Below are 21,429 nucleotides of genomic sequence, written 5' to 3'. Positions count from 1 at the left end.
CAACAGGTTTGAAGTTCACAGTAAACACTACTGGAGGGGGCGTTCTTTCCTGGGCGGGAAACTGAAAGTCTCGGCGGCTGCTTTTGAACGTGTCAGCAGCGTGCATGACGCTGCCCCGCATGGCTGCGGGCGCGGCGGCTCAGAACAAGTCAGACAATAATTCCTCGCAACGGAATGCCGCCGAACTTGAAGTCATGTTGAACGGTGTGATGAATTCAGCGTATGGCGCTGGTAATTACGACGTCTCACGAAAGTGCTGATCGGTTTTACCCGTGGGCCCCATGAGTCATACCCGCCACTGCGTTACCGAGCGGATATTTGCGGCGTGACACCGCGATGCATTAACTCAATGCAGGCGTCGCGAAACCCACGTCTTGTATCTGGTTCATTTTGAAGCTCAGCAGTAAAGAGCGAAGTTCAGCGGGACGCACCGGCTTGGACAGTATCGGGATATCCGGATCATTGAGTGACTGCTGGACATGCTGTAACTCATGACCGGTAATCACGATGGCGGGTATCCGGCGGCCGTGCAGTTCGCGCAGATAAGCGATGCTGTCGGCGCCGGTCGCGGTGCGATCAAGATCGAAGTCGGTGACGACAAGGTCGCAATCCACACGGGTTTGAGGGATTGCTGAGGCTGTCTGCACATCGCAGCCCCATTTTCGCAGCAACATCGCGGTCGCCTGCAGAACGTTGTGATTATCTTCGATCAGCAGCACACGCAAGCCCCCGAGCAAGCGTTTGTTCCAGTCGATATCAGGCGCTGGAGCCACTACATTGGCGGGCACGATGGGCAGACCATTAATGATAACGGCTGTGCCGCGGTCCGGGCGTGACTTGATGCTGAGCTGAAGTTTCAGTAGCCGGGCTATACGGCTGACAATGCTCAATCCCAGGCCAACGCCCTCGATGTCTTGATCGCGTTTCTCGCGAACCCGATAAAACTCATTGCACAAGTGCGGCAGGTGTTCCTCCGATATCCCGCGGCCCAGGTCATAAACGCCAATGCTCAGCTTGCCGTTACGCTGTCGGCAGCCAATCAGCACAGGTTTGTCTGGCGCATATTTGAAAGCGTTTGAAAGCAGATTCTGCACCAGAGTGCGCAATAGCGCGGCGTCACATCGTACATGTTGGCGGCACGGCCGCAGCCGGACTTCAACCCCTGCCCAGTTGGCGCCTTCACTGTTCTGACTTACCAGATTGCTCAGTAGCGCATCGACATCAATGGTTTCCAGATGTGGCTTCATATCGCCCTGATTGAGGGTGTAGATATCCAGCAACGAGCGGAAGAGTTGCTCAACGGCGCTCAAGGCCCGGTCAATATTGTCGACCAGTCGCCGCTCATCATTGCCCAATTGCCCGTCACGCAGGCAGGCGGTGAACAAGCTGATGGAGTGAATCGGCTGACGCAGGTCATGACTGGCCTGTGCCAGGAAGCGCGATTTGGCTTCATTCGCGGCCTGGGTTTCCTCAAGCGCGATATGCAGACGCGAGAGCAGGAAATAAACGAATAACGGCAGCACCAGCATCGTCAGAATCATCATCACCGCGACGGCGGGGTGCTGCTGCAGGAAAGGTGTGAGCTGGATGATCAGCGCCAGGGAGGCCAGGGCAAATCCGGTGGCCAGCAGCAGGTACGTACGCCCGTAGCGCATGCCGTAGCCTACCGTCATGCTCAACATCACCGAATATACAGGCAGCATCGCTTCGCCCCCGACGGTAATCGTGACAATCCCGGCCATATTGTCCACTACCAGAGCAAACATCCTCCGCGGAGTTGAAGCGCCAGGTTTTTGCGCGATGCGTATGATCAGCCCCGTGTTAACGATACCGAAGGCGAAGCAATAAGCGAGAATCACCCACATCCGCGTATCCGTCATATCGTCCATTGCATAGGCGATGAGCGTGTATAACGCGGAAGTGGCAATCACCGCCATGCGCAATAGAGCCTGAATCATCTCCAGGTCTTTGCATTTGGTGAGTATCGATATCATTGACATCGTTGCGCCTTATCCTGGAATTAGCCGAAAGATTGCCAGGCCGGATCAAATAATACGGTTATAACACCGGACTCTTCTGTCCTCCGCTGAAGGGGAGGTCCGTATGTTTTTAATTGCCCTTGCATAAACAAGACGGGGCATTGGTCGTCTGAAACGTTAAGACCGACATGGCGTCAGCCCTGCGTTACTTGACGACCAGGCTGGAAAACTGAGCTGCCGCGGCTGAGCGTGTGGGAACACCCAGTACCTTGAGCAGACTGGATACATGGATGCGCACGGTAAAGGGTGAGACACCCAGTTCCTTGGCGATTTCCTTGTTGGTTTTTCCAGAGGCCACCAGACTCAGTACCTGCTTCTGGCGAGCTGTCAGGTGACTGAGAATCTTCACGTCTGCATCGTTAAGGATCGAGCCGCCGGGTTTGTATTTGACGACAATCTCACCTTCACGAATAGCAAGGATGGACTCGGCAATTTCCTGGGGATCGATGTTCTTGCCGATAAACCCGTCCGCGCCATGCGCCATGACGAGGGAGATGGTCTCCAGATCATCGACCATGGACACCACTATGATTGACGTGCGTTTAAATTCCGCGCGGAGTTCGGCGATGGCCTGCATCGAACTCAAACCGGGGAAATGCAGATCCAGAAACAACGTATCAACTTCCGCGCCGGACCGAGCCAATGCCAGCACTTCATCGAGATTGCTGGCTTGCTCAATGATCGACCCGGGCAGCAGTCGCTCGATGGTCCGAAACATACCTTCACGAAACAGCGGGTGGTCGTCAGCCACGATAATTCTGCACGACATTCGTCTGTCTCCGTAATCCAAGGGAGCATCATACATACGAGGACATGATCTGTATCAAAAGTGATACGCAGTCAGAGTATGGTTTCGTCGCAAAGTTGCACTGGTAAGGGAACTTTTCAAACGAAAATTTGTGTGCGGTTTCCCTGGGAAGGGGACGGGAGGGGACTAGGTTGCCTGGGAGGCTGTGGCGCGGGGTATATTCGGCAAGGCCGGGCCCTTAATTCCGAGTGCAACAGTCTCTGAGCATAGAACAGCTTGCCCGGGTGTCGACTAATATTTTCTGAAAACCGGGTCAGTACAAGCTGAATAAATAACGCTGCATGGGGCGCCCCCATTCATCTCGCAGTCTTTCGTTGCTAGATCAATTGCAATCTCCACGCTTTCCGCCCCCTAGATATAGCTGATTGTTTTTGACGAAATCCTGGCGGCACATTGATTGAAGAATACAAAATCTACTTTGCAATCTTTCGCTTCGCCTTTGGCGCATAGACGCATCGCTGATCTCGCGCCTCGCGTTCATAAAACTTGCCGACGGCACCGCCCGACTCGCCCTCCGCATCTGATCCCGCAATAGCGCCCATCGGGCAGCGGGTCTGTGCTACGACCTGCATACTTATTATCAAAAATGACGAGCAGGCGAGAGGCGCGATCTTTTCATCTCTTATCCCGGTCTTTGACACCTATCGAAGTGCAGGTCGCAAGAAAAGGTGCGGTGATAACGCCATTCGAACTATCGCGTTCAATTGTCACGATCGAACCAACATCGTCACGTCAGTTGAGCCTGTGACGGCGCTTAATGTCGCATCTCTACTCGGCCTTCAAAGCGTACGTCGGGCCCCACGCCGAATCGCCCTGGACTTCACGTGCCTTAATCTGGATTGGGCGATAAGTAAGCGCTTTCAGCGTTTGCGCCAGTTTAGGCATGCCCCAATCCGCAGGGTTGTCGGCTTTCCTGACCTCTTCTAGTTCCCCAAGCATTTGTACCAGGGAGACTTGTTTAAGCTCGCAGCGCATCTGCTCCTGATCCGCCTGCTTGCAGCTTTTGTCCTTGAACGTTGCGGCGGGTGGTTCTGCGAAGAAACCGTCGATCAGAATGACTTCGCCAGCAGCGATATCAAAGGCGGCAAACTCCTTGTTCAGCTCGACCTTTACCGAGCGGGCTTCAAGGGTGTTCTGCTGAATGCTGGGTACCCAGCCAGCCTCGGAGGTCTGTTGCTTGACGTCATAGGATGACTTCCCCCAACTGGTGCATTCATTGTTGACCACGCGCCTTGAGGTGCAGTAATCCTCCTGAACTGTCTCATTGCGGTAGGTTGCGTCCTGCCATTTTTTGCCGTGCTCGAACTCATCTATCGTGAAGGATTTGAGCATCGCATGGCCTAGGGACGATGGGCTGATATTACGTCCACCGGGGGTTTCGAAACCACGCGTTCGTGGCAAGTTGTAGCTCACACCGCTAATCGAGTAATGGCCAGGATCGACCAGATAAATCATGTACATCGTCCGCCCGAAAACCACCTGGAAGTAAGCGTGTTTAGGGTCGTTCTCGTCGCCGCGATTTTTGGTGTCGTACCCCACCTTGAATGTAGAAGAGGGACGCGAAGTATTCGTCCACTCGGTGGTGCCCGAGCGCATCCTCAGGAAATTGGCGATCGAGTCACTGTTCTGAAAGTCAGTGTGCAGGCTATCCAGGCTTGGGCTGGGTACGACAACGATCGCTTCGCCTGCGCTTTTGAACTGCGCAAGCATTTCATCTTTTGCGTTATTTTGAGCAAACCTGGAGGCAGGCTGCGCTGGAACTGCCTGAGTAGTGCCGTACGGCGAGTAACCAGCGTAGGGCGACGATGTCGCCGGTACGCAGCCGCTCAGCGCTACGCCACATATACTGGCGCTGAACAGCAAAAGGGCGTGAGTCGATAGCGTACTCATTTCAGCAACGTCCGGCAGCTTTCAACAATGCATTACAGTTTGCGGGTGCGGAGGCCGGTGCCGGAGCTTGGTTGCCGGTCTGCTGTGCAGAACCCTCGACAGGGCCAGAACACAGCGTGTCCGAATCAAGGGCGACGAGAGTTGTGTAGTAGCAGTTGTAAACCCCCTTGTTTGTCTGTGCTTTAAATTTCACAGAATCGATCTCGGCGCGCTTGTCAAAAATTCGCACTTTCTCAGGCGTGGTATTAAGTGTGACGGCTGCCTTTTCCTGCAGGCCGCTATCGCTGACCGTTTTCGACGCGATCATTCCGCAGCCTTGTAATAAAAGTACCGCGGTAACTGTGCTGAGCGCCCGAGCCAGAGTTCCATTGGGGATCATGATATTACGCCTGTTTATTAGTGAGAAAGTTTATGCAAGGCATCGTGCTCGGCAGGTAAATATTTTGCTAAATGTGCAATTAACCAACACCGCTTGTGTGGGACGCATTGCGAGGCCTGTTCAGAAATAGTTGAGTCAGCGGCCGCATCGGTGGCGACTGACTGGCGTTGACGTTAACGTCGGCTCAGTGACGTGGGCAATAGTACACATGTGCTATTGAGGGGCTCTGGTCTTATAGGTGACCATGCTCAAAAGAACATCAGGCTGCCGCATTAAGTTGTATGCATCCTGCATGACTCCCGATGATTGAGCGAATCACTGACTAGTCTCTGTGTGCTGAATTTTTTCTAAGGCCTGGATTGAAATAATGTTCAAGATGACAGTAATGGCGCTGATGTTTATGTCCGTTTCGGGTTGCGTTAGCCTTCATCCCGAACACGAAATGATAAACCAGCTCAAAGGCAAAGACGTCAATGAAGCAAAAGGGTTTCTGTTCTCAACCATGGGCAATCCCGTGTATGAGCCAACACCTGTGCCCAGCATCATTGCCGACTCCATTCCGGGCAGTGGCGGGGGGTTATACCAATGGGAAGCGCTGGCTTATTACGAAGATGTGCCGGAGCAAACAGGTTCGTACCAGGATGTCGACTCAGGTCGGCCCGTCATTGTGCACACCTACGCCTATAAACGCGTGAATCACTACTGCACGGTCAATCTCCAGGTCGACACTCGAAATATCATCAGAGAAGCGAAGGCGGTGGGTTCGGGATGCACACGGATGTCGAAGAGTTGGTATTTCGGTAGTTGAAACAGGTCTCAACTGTCAGCAGTAAATAAGCGACGCGTCAGAACTTCCTGAAGAACGGCTCGGTGCAATCGGTGCCCCTGACGAAACATTGCGCCCCGGAGTCATCTTGGCATTTTCGCAGTGCAGTTCGTTTTGCAATGTCCGCAGTTTCAGCGGTGATGATCTTCCCGCCTGTACGACCTTTCGCAGCCTGAACCACGGCCACACATTGATTTTTATATGTCATGTTGACCTTGCAGTCCGAATTCCCAAAGTCCGCACAGATCTTTATTGCTTCAGCTTCGGCGTCTTTTTTTGAAAATTTCCCGGTACTGCTGCCGATATCACCGTTTTCCGAACTGGCGATCGCCCCCCAGGTTTTGATCCATTCACCTGTTGGCCTGGGAGCGGCGTTCACTTCTGCCTGAGGATCATCCGGTATGCATTGGATGTTTCCCGCCTGGACTCCGATTGGGCATCGCGTTTGGCCCACGGCGGTGGCAGAAATAATCGAGCCAAGCAGGAATAGATACGAGAAAGAGCGGAGCATTTAACAAACCTCGAGTGGCGATGTATTGGAAGCAGTCAGCCCAGGTTGCTGGCACTTAGAACTTCCCGAATACGGGGGCGAGCACTCTGTTAACGAAATCGCGCAGGTTGTCAGGTTTTCCTGAGCCGGGTATTTATCTGTGCAATGACGCAGTCGACAGCGCGATAACGTGAGCCTGGCAATCAAAGCCGCCTTGCTAATAGCGCTAATGGTCATTGCTCTATTGAGCCAGGTGCACGGGCATATCGTGAAGTGACTCAGACCGATAAAACATAGTACATGTGTGCTATTGAAAGCCGGACTGGCCTCCAAGAATAATGCCTGGCAATTGCTCCTGCGACTTCTGGTCATGAACGTGCGAGCACCAACAAGTTCTATTCGACATTCCCGTGCCCCACTGCTCAGCAGAGCTGACGTTGCGCGGTATGGACTTAGCGTTTAATTCCCATAATAAACAGGGTGCCTTCATGCGCTGGACCAGTGACAAGCTGTTTGGAGGCGCGCCAACGTGTTGTTTGATGGCGCTGGCAATCACGTTTAGCTCGGCAACGGCGGTTCTGGCCGAGCCTTCGTCAGCACTTTCAGAACCTGTGGGCGGCTGGCGTTACAACGGCCTTCTGGATCGAAGTGAAGCCCCACGAGTCGCGTATCCCACACCTCCCATCGACCGCGGCGGACAGCGCAGTCGCACCATGATCGAGGGCCAGATCAAGGCCCTTGGCAAACAACGCGGCCCCAACGTTCTCGCGGTCAATGGCAACCCGTTGAACCTCTATACGGATGAGCAGGGGCGCTTTGCCCGGCCATACGCCTTTGGTGCGGGCTCCAACAGTGTCGAGGTGCGCAGCGCCGAAGGCAAATCCCTCAAACGCGTGCAGTTTTACGAAGCCAACAACCAGCGCACGCCAGCACGTATTCGTGTCGTGCTGGGATGGGATGATCCAAAAGCGGAGCTCGATCTGCACATCGTTACACCCGACGGCCAACACGCGTTCTTCGCCCATCCAGTGCTGACCAACGGCGGCGGTCTGGATACCGACAGTGTGGATGGACCTGGCCCCGAAATGTTCACCATGACTGCGCCGCTGCAGGGCACCTATCTGATTTACGTGAATTACTGGGGTAACTACAGCAGTGGCGGCGGTTATAACTTCAATGAAGCCAGTAACGAAAAAGAAGTGATTACTTCGCAGATAAACCTGGTGCTCAACGAAAACACTGTCAATGAAAAACGCGAGACATTCATCGTGCCTTTGCGGGGCATTGGTGACCTGCTCTTGGTCAAGACATTCAACTATTGATCATCCCCTCCCACGGATGAATTGGGTTTTGTGAACATGAGCGATAACTCGACTTCAGCGACTTCCGAGCCAACCGGCACGCCCGTCGTTAAACCTGCCCGACGTTGGCCGTTGCTGTTGGGCGGGCTGTGTGTGGTCGCCGGTGTGGCCGGTGCAATGGGCTGGTTCATGCACAAACCCAAGGCGCCAATGGCCGAAATTGCCAGCGACAGACTGCGTTTGAGCCGTCCGGATGGCCTGCTGGAAACCACGTCCTTGAGCCAGTTGCCCAAGGATCTGCTGGCGGTGCCGTTCCTCAAGGACACACTGACCGAAGATTTCGTTTTCTATTACGAAACCCATGCTGACCGCCTCGGGTTGATCGGCAGCCTGCGCAGAATCATTTACGAGTACGACCTGACATTACAGGACACCCTGATTGAACAACTCCTTGATCAGCCTGCGGACATCGCACTGTGGCGTGGCAAGGACGGGCGACTCAAAGACTTTCTCATGGTCATGGATCGTGGCGGCATGGCCAAGATGCTGGAGCAACTACTCAAAGTGCTCTATGACCCGCAATTGAGCGAAATTGGTGTCGTGAAGATCGGCTCCGATGAAGTGCCGCTTTATCTTCTGAATTACAACGCCAGCAAGTCGCTGGCGTTCGCCTCCTATGGCGACAAGCTGGTGGTGGTGTCAAACCCCAACAAGATTGCGGGGCGCGATTGGACTCTGTATGGACAAGCGCCGTCCAGCGTGGGTCAGCCTCAGGGGCAGGCAGCCGAACAGTCTGCTCTGGAGTCCGGCAGCATTTCGCCCGAAGCCCTCGCTGCATTACTCAGTGGCGAAAAACTGTTTACCGAAGCATTCGGTTTGCAGCCGCGCGCGCCGCAGGTGAAGCAACGTCTGTCGATCAATGCCAGTGTTCTGGCCATGGGGTATCAGCGCTTCATTCCGAACTTCGCCGGTCTGCGTTTTGAAATGGACGAGAAGGGCTGGCACAGCTTTCTGGCGATGAACGAAACCGAAAATCAGCCAGGTTTTGATTTCAAACCGATCTGGCAAGCGATGCCCATAGGGGCCAGCGCGTGTGTGGCCCTGCCCCTTGCGGCCGCGCAACAAAAGCCATTGCTGGTGAAGCTCGGCGCAGAGGAGCCGGTTGCCCAAGCGCTCACTGCGTACATCTCTGATGCAGCGGGTCTTTGCTGGTACGCCGATTCACGGTTGTACACGCCGTTGCTGGTGGCCAATCTGACCGACAAAAACAGCGCCAGCCTTGACGGCGATCTGGGCAAGCTGTTCGGTTCCATGGTCGGCGCCTACGAAGCAAACACCGAAGGTCATGTGTTCCCGGTGGTCGAGAAGCAGCAGGGCGACAGCCATCAATGGCAGCGACAAGTCAGCACCCGTTTTGGTCCGTATCTGGCCAGAGACGCGGAAAATCCTGACGCTGTCAGCGGCAATGCGTTCATGAAGGTCAGCCTGGCGCGTCACGGTTCGACATTACTGTTTTCCCTTGATGATCAGCTCGTGGACAAAGCTGTCGGCACCCTCGACAAACGTTTCCCGCCGCTGGCTGACGTGCTTCCAGGCGATCAACTGGTTCCGGTCTATTTCAACCCTGGGGCCATTGCGCAACTCCTGCAGCAGGAAACCCTGGGCAGTTTGCCCAAGGACATGGAGCCGGTTTTTTACAACGCCGCGCAGACTCATCTGATCCCGAAACTGAAGAGGCTCGGTGGTTACGGCAAGTACGCGCTGACATTGCCAAAAGGCGCTGAACCCGATGGCCTGTGGCAGTGGATGCCACTGGAGTGGAAGCCGCTGTGATTGCTCTGGGTCGGGGCCTTGCGCTGTTGGCGATACTGCTCGGCGGCCCTGCGTTTGCCAGTGCGGTGCCAGCGCTCGACGCGCAGCAATCTCAGGTATTCCGTGCCTGGTTTGTAAGGATTGCTCAAGAGCAATTGGCCCAGGGCCCCAGCCCGCGCTGGTATCAGCAGGATTGCGCTGGTCTGGTGCGCTTTGCCAGTAATGAAGCGCTGAAGGTTCATGACGATAAGTGGCTGCGCAGCAATGGTTTGTCCAACCGATACCTGCCGCCCGAGATGCAACTGAGCGACGCTCAGCGAGGACTCGCACAGCAGTGGCAGCAGGGCGACGGGAAAACCGGGCCCTATGTGAATGCGATCAAACTGATTCAGTTCAACAGTCATCTGGTCGGACGCGACATGGCTCAGGCCCGACCGGGCGACCTGATGTTTTTCGATCAGGGCGACGATCAGCACCTGATGATCTGGATGGGCCGCTACATCGCCTATCACACCGGCACCACGACACCCACTGACAACGGCATGCGCTCGGCAAGCCTGCAGCAACTCATGACATGGAAGGACACCCGATGGATACCCGACGCTGCCAACCCGAATTTTATCGGCGTCTATCGACTCAACTTTCTCTCCCAATGATCGGTGCCCGCATGCCGCGTATTTGCTCTCTGATTTCATTGTCGCTGGCTCTTTTGCTGCCTCTTTCCAGCGTCAACGCCGATGACAGCGTCGAGCCAAGCGGCTATAGCGCAGTGCCGGGAGAAAGCTTTTTCCTGCTGGCGGACAGCAGCTTTTCCAGCGATGAGCAGGCCGCGGTACGTCTTGAGGCCCCGGGCCGTGATTATCGCCGGTTCCGCATGCAGCCTTACGGCGGCGCGGATATCCGTGTGTATCGCATCGACAAACCCATGGACTTCCTCAAGCGCCAGAAAAATCTGCATCGCGTAGTCAGTGAGGGGCAGTTCAGGGGTGAAGGGCTGTCCAACACCCTCTCGTATCTCTGGGACAGCTGGTATCGCCAGTCCCGGCGCGTCATGCAGCGGGCGTTTTCCTATGAGTCCCGCAAGCAGGTCACAGAAGAAGTGCCTGAACTGAAGATGGGTAACGCGATGTCTGCGCCTACACCTTATGAGGCGCAAGCGCAGTTTGCACTGATACCCGGTTTGCCGGTGGTCAGTCAGTTCCGCTACCCGATCTGGGAGGCAAAACCAATCCAGCCGCCGGCTGGGGTTGACCTGAACGGCTCGTCAAGCAAGTTCATCAAAGTCGTGCCCGGTAACGTCTACATCCCTCTGGGCAAGTTGAAGCCCGGCCTGTATCTCGTGGAGGCGCTGATCGGCAAGTACCGCGCCACGACCATGGTGTTCGTTTCTAATACCGTTGCAGTGAGCAAGGTTGCCGGTGATGAGCTTCTCGTGTGGGCCGCCCGCAAAAACGAAGGCAACCCGGCCGACAAGGTCAACGTGCTCTGGACCGACGGCCTGGGCGTCATGAGCAGCGGCGCGACTGACGCGCAGGGTTTGCTCAGGCTGAAACACGTCAGCCCCGAACGTTCATTCGTGATAGGTGAAGACCAGGAAGGCGGTGTTTTCGTCGCGGAGAATTTCTATTACGACAGCGAGATCTACGACACCAAACTCTTCGCATTCACTGACCGGCCGTTATATCGCCCCGGCGATTGGGTATCGCTGAAGATCGTTGGCCGTGAGTTCAAAAATGCTCGCGATTCCGTTGCGCCCGTCGCTGCCGACGTTGATGTGACCATCTTGGATGCAACCGGTACGGCGCTGCAGTCACTGGCCCTGAAGCTCGATTCGAAGGCGGGCGCTCAAGGCCGTTTCCAGCTTCCGGATAATGCAGTCGCGGGTGGCTACGAAGTGCGTTTCAGCTACAGGGATCAGGCCTACAGCAGCGCATTTCGCGTGGCAGAGTACATCAAGCCGCACTTTGAGATTTCCCTGAACCTGGCCAAGCAGGACTACAGCATCAACGAGCCGGTGAAAGGCAACCTGACCTTGCTCTATCCGGACGGCAAACCGGTGGCGAATGCAAAACTGACCTTGAGCCTACGCGCTCAGCAGCTGTCGACCGTGGACAATGAACTGCAATACCTCGGGCAATTCCCGATGGAATTGAAAAGCGCCGAACTCACCACTGACGCGAAAGGCAACGCGACAATCGACCTGCCACCTGCCTTCAGACCCAGTCGTTACATGCTCACTGTGTTTGCCAGTGACGGTGCGGCGTATCGTGTCAGGACCACGAAAGAAATCCTGATTGACCGAGGCGCCGCCAGCTTCCGCATTAAAGCCCCGCAACGGTTCAGTGCCGTCGGTGAGAAAGTTGCCTTCAGCTATTCCAGTGAAGGCGGCAGCGAGCAAAGCAAAGCCTCCACGCCTGCCAGCTATAAATGGGTGCGTCTGGAGGACCAGACCAGTGGCGGCGACAAGCTCGTCGCGGCGGACCAGGGTTTCGGTGTGACCTTTCAGCAACCGGGCACTTACAACCTGACGTTGATGGATGAAAACGGTCATTTGCTGGGTGCCACGGGGCACTCGGTAACGGGTGCCGGCGTCAAGGCGGTAGCGGGTACCGTCGAAGTCATTTTCGACAAATCCGAGTACACAGTCGGCGACGAAGCCTCGGCGCTGATCACCTTCCCTGAGCCCGTCAGCGATGCCTTGCTGTCTCTGGAGCGGGACAAGGTCGAAGCCACGGCGTTGCTGTCCAAGGGTGGCGACTGGTTGAAGCTGGAAAAACTCAACGACACCCAGTACCGCGCACGCATTGCCGTGAAGGACAATTTCGCACCGAACCTGACCTTCTCGGTGCTGTACACCAAAGGCGGGCAGTACAGCTTCCAGAACGCCGGGATCAAGGTCGTTGCACCGCAGATCGACGTGGCGATTGCCACCGACAAAGATGCTTATCGACCGGGCGACATCGTGTCGGTGGACCTGACGACTCAGTTCGCAGGCAAACCGATTCCCGCGCACCTGACGGTCAGCGTGGTGGACGAAATGATCTATGCGCTGCAGCCGGAAATTGCGCCTGCCATCGACCAGTTCTTCCACCACCCGCGCCGCAACAACGTGCGCACCAGTGCCAGTTTGTCCTTCATCAGCTACGACGTCGCGTTGCCTGGCAGCCCGTCAGCTCCGGGCAAAGCCAATCGCAGTGATCGCAGCGTAAAAGTGCTGGAGCGGCCACGTCGTGAAGACGTCGATACCGCCGCGTGGGAGCCTGAACTGGTGACCGATGCCAACGGTAAAGTGCGCTTCACCTTCAAAATGCCGGACTCGCTGACTCGCTGGCGCATCACTGCCCGGGCCATCGATCAAACAGGACAGGTTGGTCAGAAAAAGCAGTTCGTGCGTTCAGAAAAACCGTTGTACCTGAAATGGAGCGGGCCAACCCGGTTCCGTGCCGGAGATAAACCGGAGCTCGGCGTGTTCGCGTTCAGCCAGGCCGACCAGCCGGTCAAGTCAGAACTTGTGACCCACTACGCTGGAGCCGAGCAACGCATACCGGTGACCCTGAACAAAGGCATCAACTACATCGCATTGCCTGCATTCCCGCTGGCGAGTGGCGAGTGGAAGGCCGAGCTGGTCCAGGACGGTAAAGTCGCTGACGCACTGGCTGTGAGCCTGGCTTCCACCGGTGAGGGCTGGCAGGTCACGCAGAGCCAGAGTCTGGACGCGGTCAGTGGCGATACGCCGCTGACCTTGCCAGCCGACGCGACCGCCGTTCGACTGCGCCTGGATGACAGCCCGCAAGCGTTGTTTCGCTCGGCACTGGATGATCTGCTGAGCTACCCCTATGGCGGTGTCGAGCAGACAGCCAGCCGTTTGCTGCCACTGGGCATGGCGTATCCGATGCTGTCATCTGATCCGCAAATCAGAGACCGCTTGCGCCTGATCATGCAAAACAGCCGTTTACGGCTGGTGCATCTGGCAGGGCCTTCGGCGAGTTTTACCTGGTGGGGTCATGGCGGTGAGCCGGACGCGTTCCTCACGGCTTACGCCTACTACGCTGACTGGCACGCGAGCAAGGCGCTGGAGTTATCGCTGCCGCCAGACCATTGGCAGCGTGTGCTGGCTGTCTATGCGAAGCAGGCCGGGAAAACGCCGCTGTTGCAACGTGCACTGATCCTCTCCTTTGCCAGACAAATGCAATTGCCGGTCAATACGTTGCTCGGTGGCTTGATGGATGACTTGGCGAAAGCCGGCGAGGGCGTGCAGGCCAAGGTGATGGACATGGATGAGGGCAGCATCGTCATGAACGCCCCGGACTCTGCTTTAGGCCTCGCAGCCGCGCGGGTCATCACGGCTTCGCTGGCCAGACAGAACAAGGTGGTCATGCCGGAGGCGTTCAGTCGTCAGTTGCCGGGTGCCCAGCAGCGACTGGATGTCAGCTCCGAGCCATTCGCCGAAGCCTTGAATCTGTCGGTGAAAGGTTTTGATCAAGGACGTGCGCGTGCGTTGCTGGAGCGTCTACTGCCGCAGCAATCAACCCTTGAGCGTGCCTTGGCGCTGAGCTGGCTGCAGCGCAGTATCGAGCAGGCGTCGCCGACCATCGCGCTGGCGCCAGGCGAAGGCTGGAAGAAGCGCTACGGTGTCAGCGGTGAAATGTACTGGACATGGGAGGGAGCCAATCCAGTACCTGCATCGTTGTCATTGGCCGGAGCCCAGGAGCGCCCGCTACGTGCGTTGCTCAGCTACCAGACCCGACAGCCTGTAGCGGAGTCAATGCCAGTGACCGTCACTCGCCGTCTTTCCCGTCTTGTACCGGGCACTGAAGCGTTCACGTTCACTCTCGAAGCCGTCGACGGTAAACCACTGTTCAGTGACAGCCTCTATCTGGATGAAGTCATCATCACCAGTAAGGCTGCCAAGCCACTGCGCTACGGCATGATCGAAGTGCCATTGCCGCCCGGCGCTGATATCGAGCAAACGACCTGGGGTATCAAACTCCAGGGCAAGGCGGGCACGGAAGCGGCGGCGCTTGAGAAAGCGCGCTTCGAGCCGGGCCAGCTGGGCTACGCAATTCCGGTGGATGCCTTGAGCGGTGAGTTGCGCATGCGGCATCTGGTGCGTTTCTCGCAAAAAGGCCAGTTCAATCTGCCGCCAGTGCGCTTCACCCAAGTCTACGCACCGCAGCATCAGGCCCTTGAGCAGAAACCTGCATACGGCCAGATCAAGGTCAACTGACGTGCGTTCACGCTGGTTCTGGCTGGTGCTGTTGTTACTTCCAGCGCTGGCCCCAGCACAGGAGGATCAGGTTCAGGTCGCGTTGAAGGGCGAGCTGTTGTCCCTCAACCGTACCGGGCTTGTTTCGCGAGCTCCGCTGCCCGAGGATTTACATTCCCCACTGGGCAGTCTGTGGAAGTTGTTTGTCTACGCCTGGCTGGTGGACACCGGCGCCACCGAGTCCGCCTATGAGTGCCGAGGGCAGTCCAAAGAAGAGGTTTATTGCTGCACGGCCGGTGGCAGCATTGGCCGCGACCAGGCATTGGTGAAATCCTGTGGCTTGTATTTTGAGCCTCAGCGACTCGGCATCTCCGAGGCTGACTGGCGGGCCTATTGGCTAGAGCGCAAAGCACCGCAATGGCTGCTCAGCACTTCCTCACTGCAGCCGCAGACCCAAGTCCCCGTAGCGCAATTGCTTGAAACGCTCGGCACGCTTCCAGCACAGGATCAGGCACGACGGGTGCTGCTTGATGTGGTTCTGGGCGCGGCAGACAGCAATGTCGTTGGCGCGCTGGGTGGTCTTCTGCGGATCAAAACCTGGAGCTGGTTCGCAGACGAAGCTGCTGCGCAACGGGAGGGTGGTTTTGCCGGCTGGACCGTGGATGGCACACCGGTATGGGCGCAGGGACGCGGCACCAGTCAGACAGTCTTGCGCAATTACAGCGAGGCCCTGGCGTCAGTCCTGCCCGCAGGCTGGCCCGCCGAGCCGGGACGTTGCGTGGAAGTCGACCTGTTTTCACGTTACCCGATCGGGCATGTGCTCAAGGCGGGCCGCGCCGTTGAGTCAGGCCCCTTGCTGGGCGACTACCGCGTCGAGTTTTTGAATGGCAATCAACTGGACATCCACAGCGACGGCGAACTCTTTCTGGTGAAGGACAAGCTGGTCGCCCGGCTCGACCGCGAAGAGTACGTCGCGCGCGTGCTGCAACGCGAGGCCAAAGCAGAACCCGCCGAAGCAGCCAAGGCGCTGGCCGTCGCGATTCGCACTTATCTGCTGCAAAACGCCAGCCGCACGGGTGAATGTCTGAGCATCGATGACAGCAGCAACCGACAGCGAGTAGCGCCGCGCCCGGCGAATGCCGAATCACGCGGCATAACCGCATGGACCAGCGACCTGATCCTGGTGGGCACGAATGTCACCTATCACTTGACGCAACCGGATGCCGATAAATTGTCCTGGCAGCAAGCGGTAGAACAAGCCAATGCAGGTCAGCGTTACGACGCCATCCTGTCGCACGCCTATCCTCGCGCAAGTCTTGGTCGCTGGGACAATCCGGTCGCGTCCTGCACAGCATTGCCCGACGCTCAGGAGTGGCTGCAAAAACAGCGCCGGGTATGGCGTCAAAGGCTCGAAGGGGAGGTGGGTTACAACGAAGTCAGCACGTTTGCGGTATGCCGGGTGGCCTTCGGTAATCCCCATGTCGATCGCGAACGCAACCGGATCTACGTACGTGGCGTGCTGTCGCTTCAAGACCGTCTCGACCTGACGCACGAGTACCTGCACTTGGCGTTCGAGGCGCATCCCAACGGCCAGGATGAAGCGTATATCGAAGGGCTCGCCCGGCGTCTTTTGCTGGAGTAGCCCCCCGCTAAATGACCGGCAACGGCCACATAAACTATCCCACACTGATTACGGTTCGTCGTCCCAACGAAGAAGCCGATAGTACACCTGTACTATCGAAAAACTTAAACCCGTTGGATATGATTTTTTGAGAACACTTGCGCATCGTCGCCATCATGAAACTTGACTGAGACAGTGTATGACTAGCATAAATAATGAAATGGCTGAGCCGTCGACCGCCTGCTTCGCTCCGGCTGGCGTTGTCAAAAACGGCGCAATAAAACATGCACTGGTCGCCGTTTTGCTGTCTTTGTTAGTGGGGTGTACTTCGATCCCGAGTCAAGAGCTGAGTAGTGTAAAGGATGTAAAGGGTAAAGATGTCAATGAGGCCATTGCAAAACTTGCACCTCTGATGGGTGAGCCTAAAACTGTAGAACCTGACCGTAAAAATCCGGAGAACACTTCTTATTTCTGGAGCCGATATAAGGGTACTTTTTCGGAAAATAAATACATGGGGTCTACTCATGACCGGAGCGCAGGATATCTTCAAATTACCGATCAATACCAACAGAATACGTGGACGGAATATTGCTATGTCAAGGTCATCGCTGACCCTCAAGACATCGTAGTGGATTATGAGGTGGAAGACTGTGGTTTTATGGACGCTTTTTTTGGAAGTGGTGAACTTACGAAAGATTGTGTCCTGTGTAAGCTGGCTGAGTAATCATCGCCAATATTGCATGTGATGTGGCGCGCCTACCCAAAGTTGGGTGAGCGGTTGATCGATCAAAGAAAAAACCTCATTTTCGGAAGCGAGCTCCGTCGACACAAGATAATGCGTCGGGACATTTACTGGCGGAGGCAGGTGAAAGTGATTCAATCTGGAATATTGCTGTGAAGAAGTTTGCTCTGCTTCTACTCGCATCATCTGTCCTGCTGGCAGCCTGCGGGCCCGACAAAATCGTTTATGACCTTCCTTCGCCCAGTGGCAAATACCACGCTCAGGTTCGAAGCTGTCCTGAAACCGGATCCATTACCTGGGGCGAGCAACTGGAGGTCAACATCCTTGAGGCGGGCGTATCGGAAGACTGCCATTCGGATGTGCAGTCCTTTACAGGGTTCAAGGCAAGACCGCCCGGATTGCCAGTCGAACAGTTGCAACTTGAATGGCTGTCGGACACACAGTTCAGAGCGTGGTATCCGGGGCTGAAACCGAACGTTGAACCCTCAGGGTCTTACACAAAATACAACACGCCGGTCCAGATAATATATCTGCCGAAGCCGTGACCTTTGATGACTGTGAACGCTTTGAAAGCTGTAGCGCTCAGGGGCGTGACTGGTTTGTTGCTGGTATGGGTTTCAAACATACCGCTGGTCGCTGCCGCTGAAGTAACAGAGTTATGCGACCTGACATTCACCGGGAACATCAAACTCCTGAACGTACCGGTCGCGCGTACCTGGCCGCAGCAATCAAAAGGGCTGTCCTATCTGGACGATGTGGGGCCCGGAATGCTGTTTGCGTACGAGTCAGCTGGAACGCTTTCATTCTGGATGCGCAACACGTGGGTGCCTTTGTCCATCGCTTACATCAGCGAAGATGGGAGGGTGTTCAAGATGGAGGATATGGAGCCGGATTCTGCGGACTATCACTTGTCTGAGCAGCCTGCCAAATATGCTCTCGAGGTCATGCAGGGGCAGCTCGAGCGGAAGGGGATTGCGGTGGGTTCAAGACTTGAAAACATAGAGTGCCGGGCCAGGAGTCAGCGCGAATGACATGCGGTCTTTTGAACTCCTTAGCCATGGGGCCTTCGATGAAAAATCATCTAGCGTTGATTCTTCTGACACTTTCATTGTCCTGCGTTAACGCACATGCACAGACCCGCTGCCCGATGGGTGCACAGGCGGGCAGTATGCAATGTCTTCCGGATGATCCGCAGGGCGGCGGTCAAAACAATTCAGCGGCGAGGCCAACAGGCGAGTGGATAAAAACATGGGGGGCGATTGCTACTTCTCGCGCCTTGGGAGAAGCGGGGACTTCAGCCAATAAATTATCTGAAGACGATGCCCGCGCTGCGGCAATTTATCAATGCGCTTTGGGCGGTGCGACGGATTGTGAGGTGCATCTGACCTATCGCAACCAATGTGCCGCATTTGCCTCCTCGCAGTCGGCAGGTACTTATTTCCAAGCCGCTGAGACAGAAAAAATAGCTATTAAATTAGCGAAGAGCAATTGCGACAAGCATAGCGAGAGCGAGTGCAAGGTCAGGTATTCCGGGTGCTCGGACCCTATATTCCACAAGTATTAGGGTGTGAATAGGGTTCCGCACGCCATCAACTTGCCGAAGGCTTAACCAAAACCCTTTGAGCGATAACAGTGGGAGATCAACTATGTTTGCGGGCGTCCCCGGTACTGCACGACGCAGAACAGCGTGTGTCTTGACTCTATGGCTAAGCGGCGCACTTGCTCCGGCCATGGCGCTGACGCCTGTAGAGCAGCCTATTGATCCCATGGCAGCGCTGGAGGATTTCCGCTCAGAGGATCTCGCTTGGACATCGTCCAAAATGCGCGATTTTATGGAGCTCTGGTTCGATGTGACCGAGCTGGATGAGCCGCCTTGCGGGCCCGCCGACATGAAGTTATCGCCCATCACGACTGTCTGCGAATATAAACCAGACAACCAGGCTGATCAGTCAAAGCCGCCACGATTATTGGTAGGCATTGTCGGCAAAGACGCGAATACCGCCCGCATTGTCAGTGTTGTGAGCGAGCGGGCGCTCAACGATGCCTCCTGGAAGTGTCGTCCTTCGCAACCGGGCACCGTTGTGTGCACGCCTGTGGGTGGTGACAGTGCCGAGGCTGACAAGTTGTTTACCCACTGGGACAAATGGCTGCCCCGTACTGAAAGCGAGTGGTTTGCCTGGTACGCAACAGATCCGGAAATGAGGTACATCCAGAGTGCAGTCGCCTCAGGCGGAACAATGCCGGCCGATATACCGCGATTGCTCTCGTGGAAAAAGTGGCAGGGCGAGGCCATGAACACCGTACGGCTCGAGCGATTGGTCATGATCGGTCAGTTATGTCGGGTGTTGGATCAGGCTGACGCTGACACCATTACTCGCAATGCTCACGCGCAACTGAACTATAGCCGGTACGCTTTGGCTGATCAGGACAAGCGCCGTGCCAAGGAATGGTTGAGAGCGCTGCGTACGGGCGCAACCCAGTCAGCGAGACTCTCTGATGCGACCGATGAGGCGTCTTGCCAACGCTTTGCTGCGCCTTATGGAACCCTGTCAAAACTTCTGACGTGGACAGACAAACCGCAGGAGGCGAGTCCGGGCGTTCGCGCAAGTCCCAGAACCTTGCCCTGAGAGACGGCTGGGCGCATAAGGATATGTCCTGTTGGAGCGACCGGGGTGGCGCTCCACTTCTATCTGATATGGAATACGTGCTGTAGGTGCGAGGCTTGCACGCGATTCAGTCGATTCGGTAGGTCAGACGTACCGCATTCTCGTTCTTCGCGGGCTAGCCTCGCTCCAACACGTTATGTTTGCTGCGATGGACACCGTGATCTTCAGGCCTGCCGTTATTCAGAACAACCCCGCTTTAATCTTCTGCTCAATGATTTGACCTAACTCACGTCCGGGTGATTGATAAAGCAATGAAGAGTGCGGGCAGTGGGGGGCATGTTTGAACGGGTGAGGATCGATCAGATGTTGTGAATAACCACAATGCTGGCAGTACACCGACTCGCCCCTGAGCTTCCAGTGCTTGTTCCATGCCTGAAGAGGGAGATAAGGTATGGTCATCAGGGCCTACCGTATATTGAAGGTGAGTCGCATGCGTTTACTGAATTCATACGGTTGGCCATTTCCTCTAGGTGAAAGTCATGTGTGGCCGGTACTTAACTCCACGGTCAATATCTGCATAGAGGACGCCATTATGTTTGTATCAATGCACCGCTGATCAAACGAAACAATTCGTTTGTTTATGACTGTCAAGTTAAGTTTCATCTCGTCAGTTGCGCAATAGTACGGATGTACTATGCGCTTTTACACTGATGCAAACTTGAATAGGGCGATAGGGATAATTTTCTATAGCCCGGCAGTGAATATGGATTACAGCGACTCGTCCTGAATGCGATATAGCATCCAGCATGCTTCTCGCTTGAAGAACAATGAGAGCTGATAGCCCGTGTCGGCTTTGGCCAGCTTGATCACCGCCTGATCCGGCCCCTTGAGCCGCTTTGCAAGCGTCAACCCCTGATCACGCTGCTGCTGATCACTGGGCATCAGCGGAAACTGCAGTTGGGATTTGTCCAGTAGTTCAGAGACAGGACGAGGTTCCGGTTGTGCCTCAGGATCGATGTACTCGCTCTGCAACGGCGTACTGACAAACGCTTTCTGCACCTCAATGTCATTGGCGAAGCGCTTCAGGAAACCATCGAAATCCTGAGCCGGGCACGCTGCCACGCTTGCCTGCGCAGGCAGTTGAGTATTGGCGGCAAGTGAGGACGCGCTGTACAGCGTAGCGGCCGAGATCATCGACATAGCCAGCAGAACGGCTCCACGGGTGCGCCGGTAAGTAAGCATATTCATCACAGTGCCTCCGACCATTCTTTGTGGATAGCCGCGATGCGTGCAGCGTAAGCCACCGAGAGGCAGGCGGCATCGTTACACGCGCGGGCCAAGGCATTACGCCACTCTTTCTGTTGTGCGCCCATGGGATCCAGTGCCTTGCCGGTCTCACCATCGACCCCTTTGGTTTCTGCCCTTACATCTTCAACCAGCGACAACATTTTGTTGTCCTGCGCCCGAAGGCTTTCGCTTGAACACGCGATATCTTCAAGCGTGGTCAACTTTGCACTCTCATCGTCGCAACGCTCGGCAAACCCGAAGTCGGAATAGCCGGGCGGAATATCTTCGGCTCCGGCATTCGCGTGACAGGTCACGGCAAGGAGAAGGGCGCTGGTGACGAGCAGGCTAATCCGTTTTTTCATCTGTCAGCCTCTTTCAATAGTGATCGACACAATAGAGTGGGCTCCGACGAAAGATGAATA

Annotated in this window: 18 protein-coding genes; 11 read left to right on the top strand and 7 right to left on the bottom strand. The window is 55.8% G+C overall.

Features of this window, described 5'->3' with window-relative positions:
* Positions 1-341: 341 nt before the first annotated feature.
* The 4 genes from AUC60_RS02165 to AUC60_RS02150 all read right to left on the bottom strand — a co-directional run bounded on the left by AUC60_RS02165 (position 342) and on the right by AUC60_RS02150 (position 5,116).
* Positions 342-1,958: a hybrid sensor histidine kinase/response regulator gene (locus tag AUC60_RS02165; RefSeq protein ID WP_167384302.1), complete on the bottom strand. Its 1,617-nt coding sequence runs from the start codon at positions 1,956-1,958 to the stop codon at positions 342-344.
* 226 nt (positions 1,959-2,184) lie between these two features.
* Complete coding sequence (locus AUC60_RS02160) at positions 2,185-2,808, bottom strand: response regulator (protein ID WP_087264435.1); 624 nt, start codon at positions 2,806-2,808, stop codon at positions 2,185-2,187.
* A gap of 807 nt (positions 2,809-3,615) precedes the next feature.
* Positions 3,616-4,737, bottom strand: a complete 1,122-nt coding sequence (locus tag AUC60_RS02155; protein WP_238599499.1) for a hypothetical protein — start codon at positions 4,735-4,737, stop codon at positions 3,616-3,618.
* Between the two features lies 1 nt (position 4,738).
* The gene (locus tag AUC60_RS02150; RefSeq protein WP_144443212.1) at positions 4,739-5,116 is read right to left on the bottom strand and encodes a hypothetical protein; all 378 of its coding nucleotides are present in this window, start codon (positions 5,114-5,116) and stop codon (positions 4,739-4,741) included.
* Between the two features lie 367 nt (positions 5,117-5,483).
* On the opposite strand from AUC60_RS02150, the gene AUC60_RS02145 reads away from it, so the two are divergent.
* Positions 5,484-5,924 (top strand): hypothetical protein, encoded by a 441-nt coding sequence (locus AUC60_RS02145; protein WP_087264433.1) that lies wholly within the window; start codon positions 5,484-5,486, stop codon positions 5,922-5,924.
* A 37-nt stretch (positions 5,925-5,961) separates the two neighbouring features.
* On the opposite strand, the gene AUC60_RS02140 is transcribed toward AUC60_RS02145, so the two are convergent.
* Complete coding sequence (locus tag AUC60_RS02140; protein WP_087264432.1) at positions 5,962-6,453, bottom strand: DUF4189 domain-containing protein; 492 nt, start codon at positions 6,451-6,453, stop codon at positions 5,962-5,964.
* 518 nt (positions 6,454-6,971) lie between these two features.
* On the opposite strand from AUC60_RS02140, the gene AUC60_RS02135 reads away from it, so the two are divergent.
* The 10 genes from AUC60_RS02135 (at position 6,972) to AUC60_RS02090 (ending at position 19,741) form a co-directional block, all read left to right on the top strand.
* Positions 6,972-7,754: a YfaP family protein gene (locus AUC60_RS02135; RefSeq protein WP_087264431.1), complete on the top strand. Its 783-nt coding sequence runs from the start codon at positions 6,972-6,974 to the stop codon at positions 7,752-7,754.
* 36 nt (positions 7,755-7,790) lie between these two features.
* On the top strand, positions 7,791-9,566 hold the full coding sequence (locus AUC60_RS02130) for a DUF2138 domain-containing protein (protein ID WP_087264430.1): 1,776 nt from the start codon (positions 7,791-7,793) through the stop codon (positions 9,564-9,566).
* Positions 9,563-10,201 carry a DUF1175 domain-containing protein gene (locus tag AUC60_RS02125; RefSeq protein WP_193441835.1) on the top strand — a complete coding sequence of 213 codons (639 nt, stop codon included), beginning with the start codon at positions 9,563-9,565 and terminating at the stop codon, positions 10,199-10,201. The genes AUC60_RS02130 and AUC60_RS02125 overlap by 4 nt, the downstream gene beginning before the upstream one ends.
* Positions 10,198-14,772 (top strand): alpha-2-macroglobulin family protein, encoded by a 4,575-nt coding sequence (locus AUC60_RS02120; protein WP_087264428.1) that lies wholly within the window; start codon positions 10,198-10,200, stop codon positions 14,770-14,772. The genes AUC60_RS02125 and AUC60_RS02120 overlap by 4 nt, the downstream gene beginning before the upstream one ends.
* 1 nt (position 14,773) lies before the next feature.
* Positions 14,774-16,393, top strand: a complete 1,620-nt coding sequence (locus AUC60_RS02115; RefSeq protein WP_087264427.1) for a DUF2300 domain-containing protein — start codon at positions 14,774-14,776, stop codon at positions 16,391-16,393.
* A gap of 178 nt (positions 16,394-16,571) precedes the next feature.
* Positions 16,572-17,096 carry a hypothetical protein gene (locus AUC60_RS02110; protein WP_087264426.1) on the top strand — a complete coding sequence of 175 codons (525 nt, stop codon included), beginning with the start codon at positions 16,572-16,574 and terminating at the stop codon, positions 17,094-17,096.
* Positions 17,097-17,266: 170 nt separating this feature from the next.
* Positions 17,267-17,659 (top strand): hypothetical protein, encoded by a 393-nt coding sequence (locus tag AUC60_RS02105; protein ID WP_087264425.1) that lies wholly within the window; start codon positions 17,267-17,269, stop codon positions 17,657-17,659.
* A gap of 6 nt (positions 17,660-17,665) precedes the next feature.
* Positions 17,666-18,145, top strand: a complete 480-nt coding sequence (locus tag AUC60_RS02100; protein WP_087264424.1) for a DUF192 domain-containing protein — start codon at positions 17,666-17,668, stop codon at positions 18,143-18,145.
* Between the two features lie 38 nt (positions 18,146-18,183).
* Positions 18,184-18,678, top strand: a complete 495-nt coding sequence (locus tag AUC60_RS02095; RefSeq protein WP_087264498.1) for a DUF4189 domain-containing protein — start codon at positions 18,184-18,186, stop codon at positions 18,676-18,678.
* Between the two features lie 130 nt (positions 18,679-18,808).
* Positions 18,809-19,741 (top strand): hypothetical protein, encoded by a 933-nt coding sequence (locus AUC60_RS02090; protein WP_144443211.1) that lies wholly within the window; start codon positions 18,809-18,811, stop codon positions 19,739-19,741.
* Between the two features lie 747 nt (positions 19,742-20,488).
* On the opposite strand, the gene AUC60_RS02080 is transcribed toward AUC60_RS02090, so the two are convergent.
* A complete protein-coding gene (locus AUC60_RS02080; RefSeq protein WP_087264421.1) occupies positions 20,489-20,968 on the bottom strand; it encodes a hypothetical protein in 480 nt (159 codons plus the stop codon).
* Positions 20,968-21,369 carry a hypothetical protein gene (locus AUC60_RS02075; RefSeq protein WP_087264420.1) on the bottom strand — a complete coding sequence of 134 codons (402 nt, stop codon included), beginning with the start codon at positions 21,367-21,369 and terminating at the stop codon, positions 20,968-20,970. Before AUC60_RS02075 ends, AUC60_RS02080 begins: the two co-directional genes overlap by 1 nt.
* Positions 21,370-21,429: the final 60 nt, after the last annotated feature.

It is taken from the genome of Pseudomonas caspiana (assembly GCF_002158995.1).
In the GTDB taxonomy this organism is placed as follows: domain Bacteria; phylum Pseudomonadota; class Gammaproteobacteria; order Pseudomonadales; family Pseudomonadaceae; genus Aquipseudomonas; species Aquipseudomonas caspiana.
Note: the sequence above shows the minus strand (reverse complement) of the source record. Positions and strands in the feature narration are given on the sequence as shown.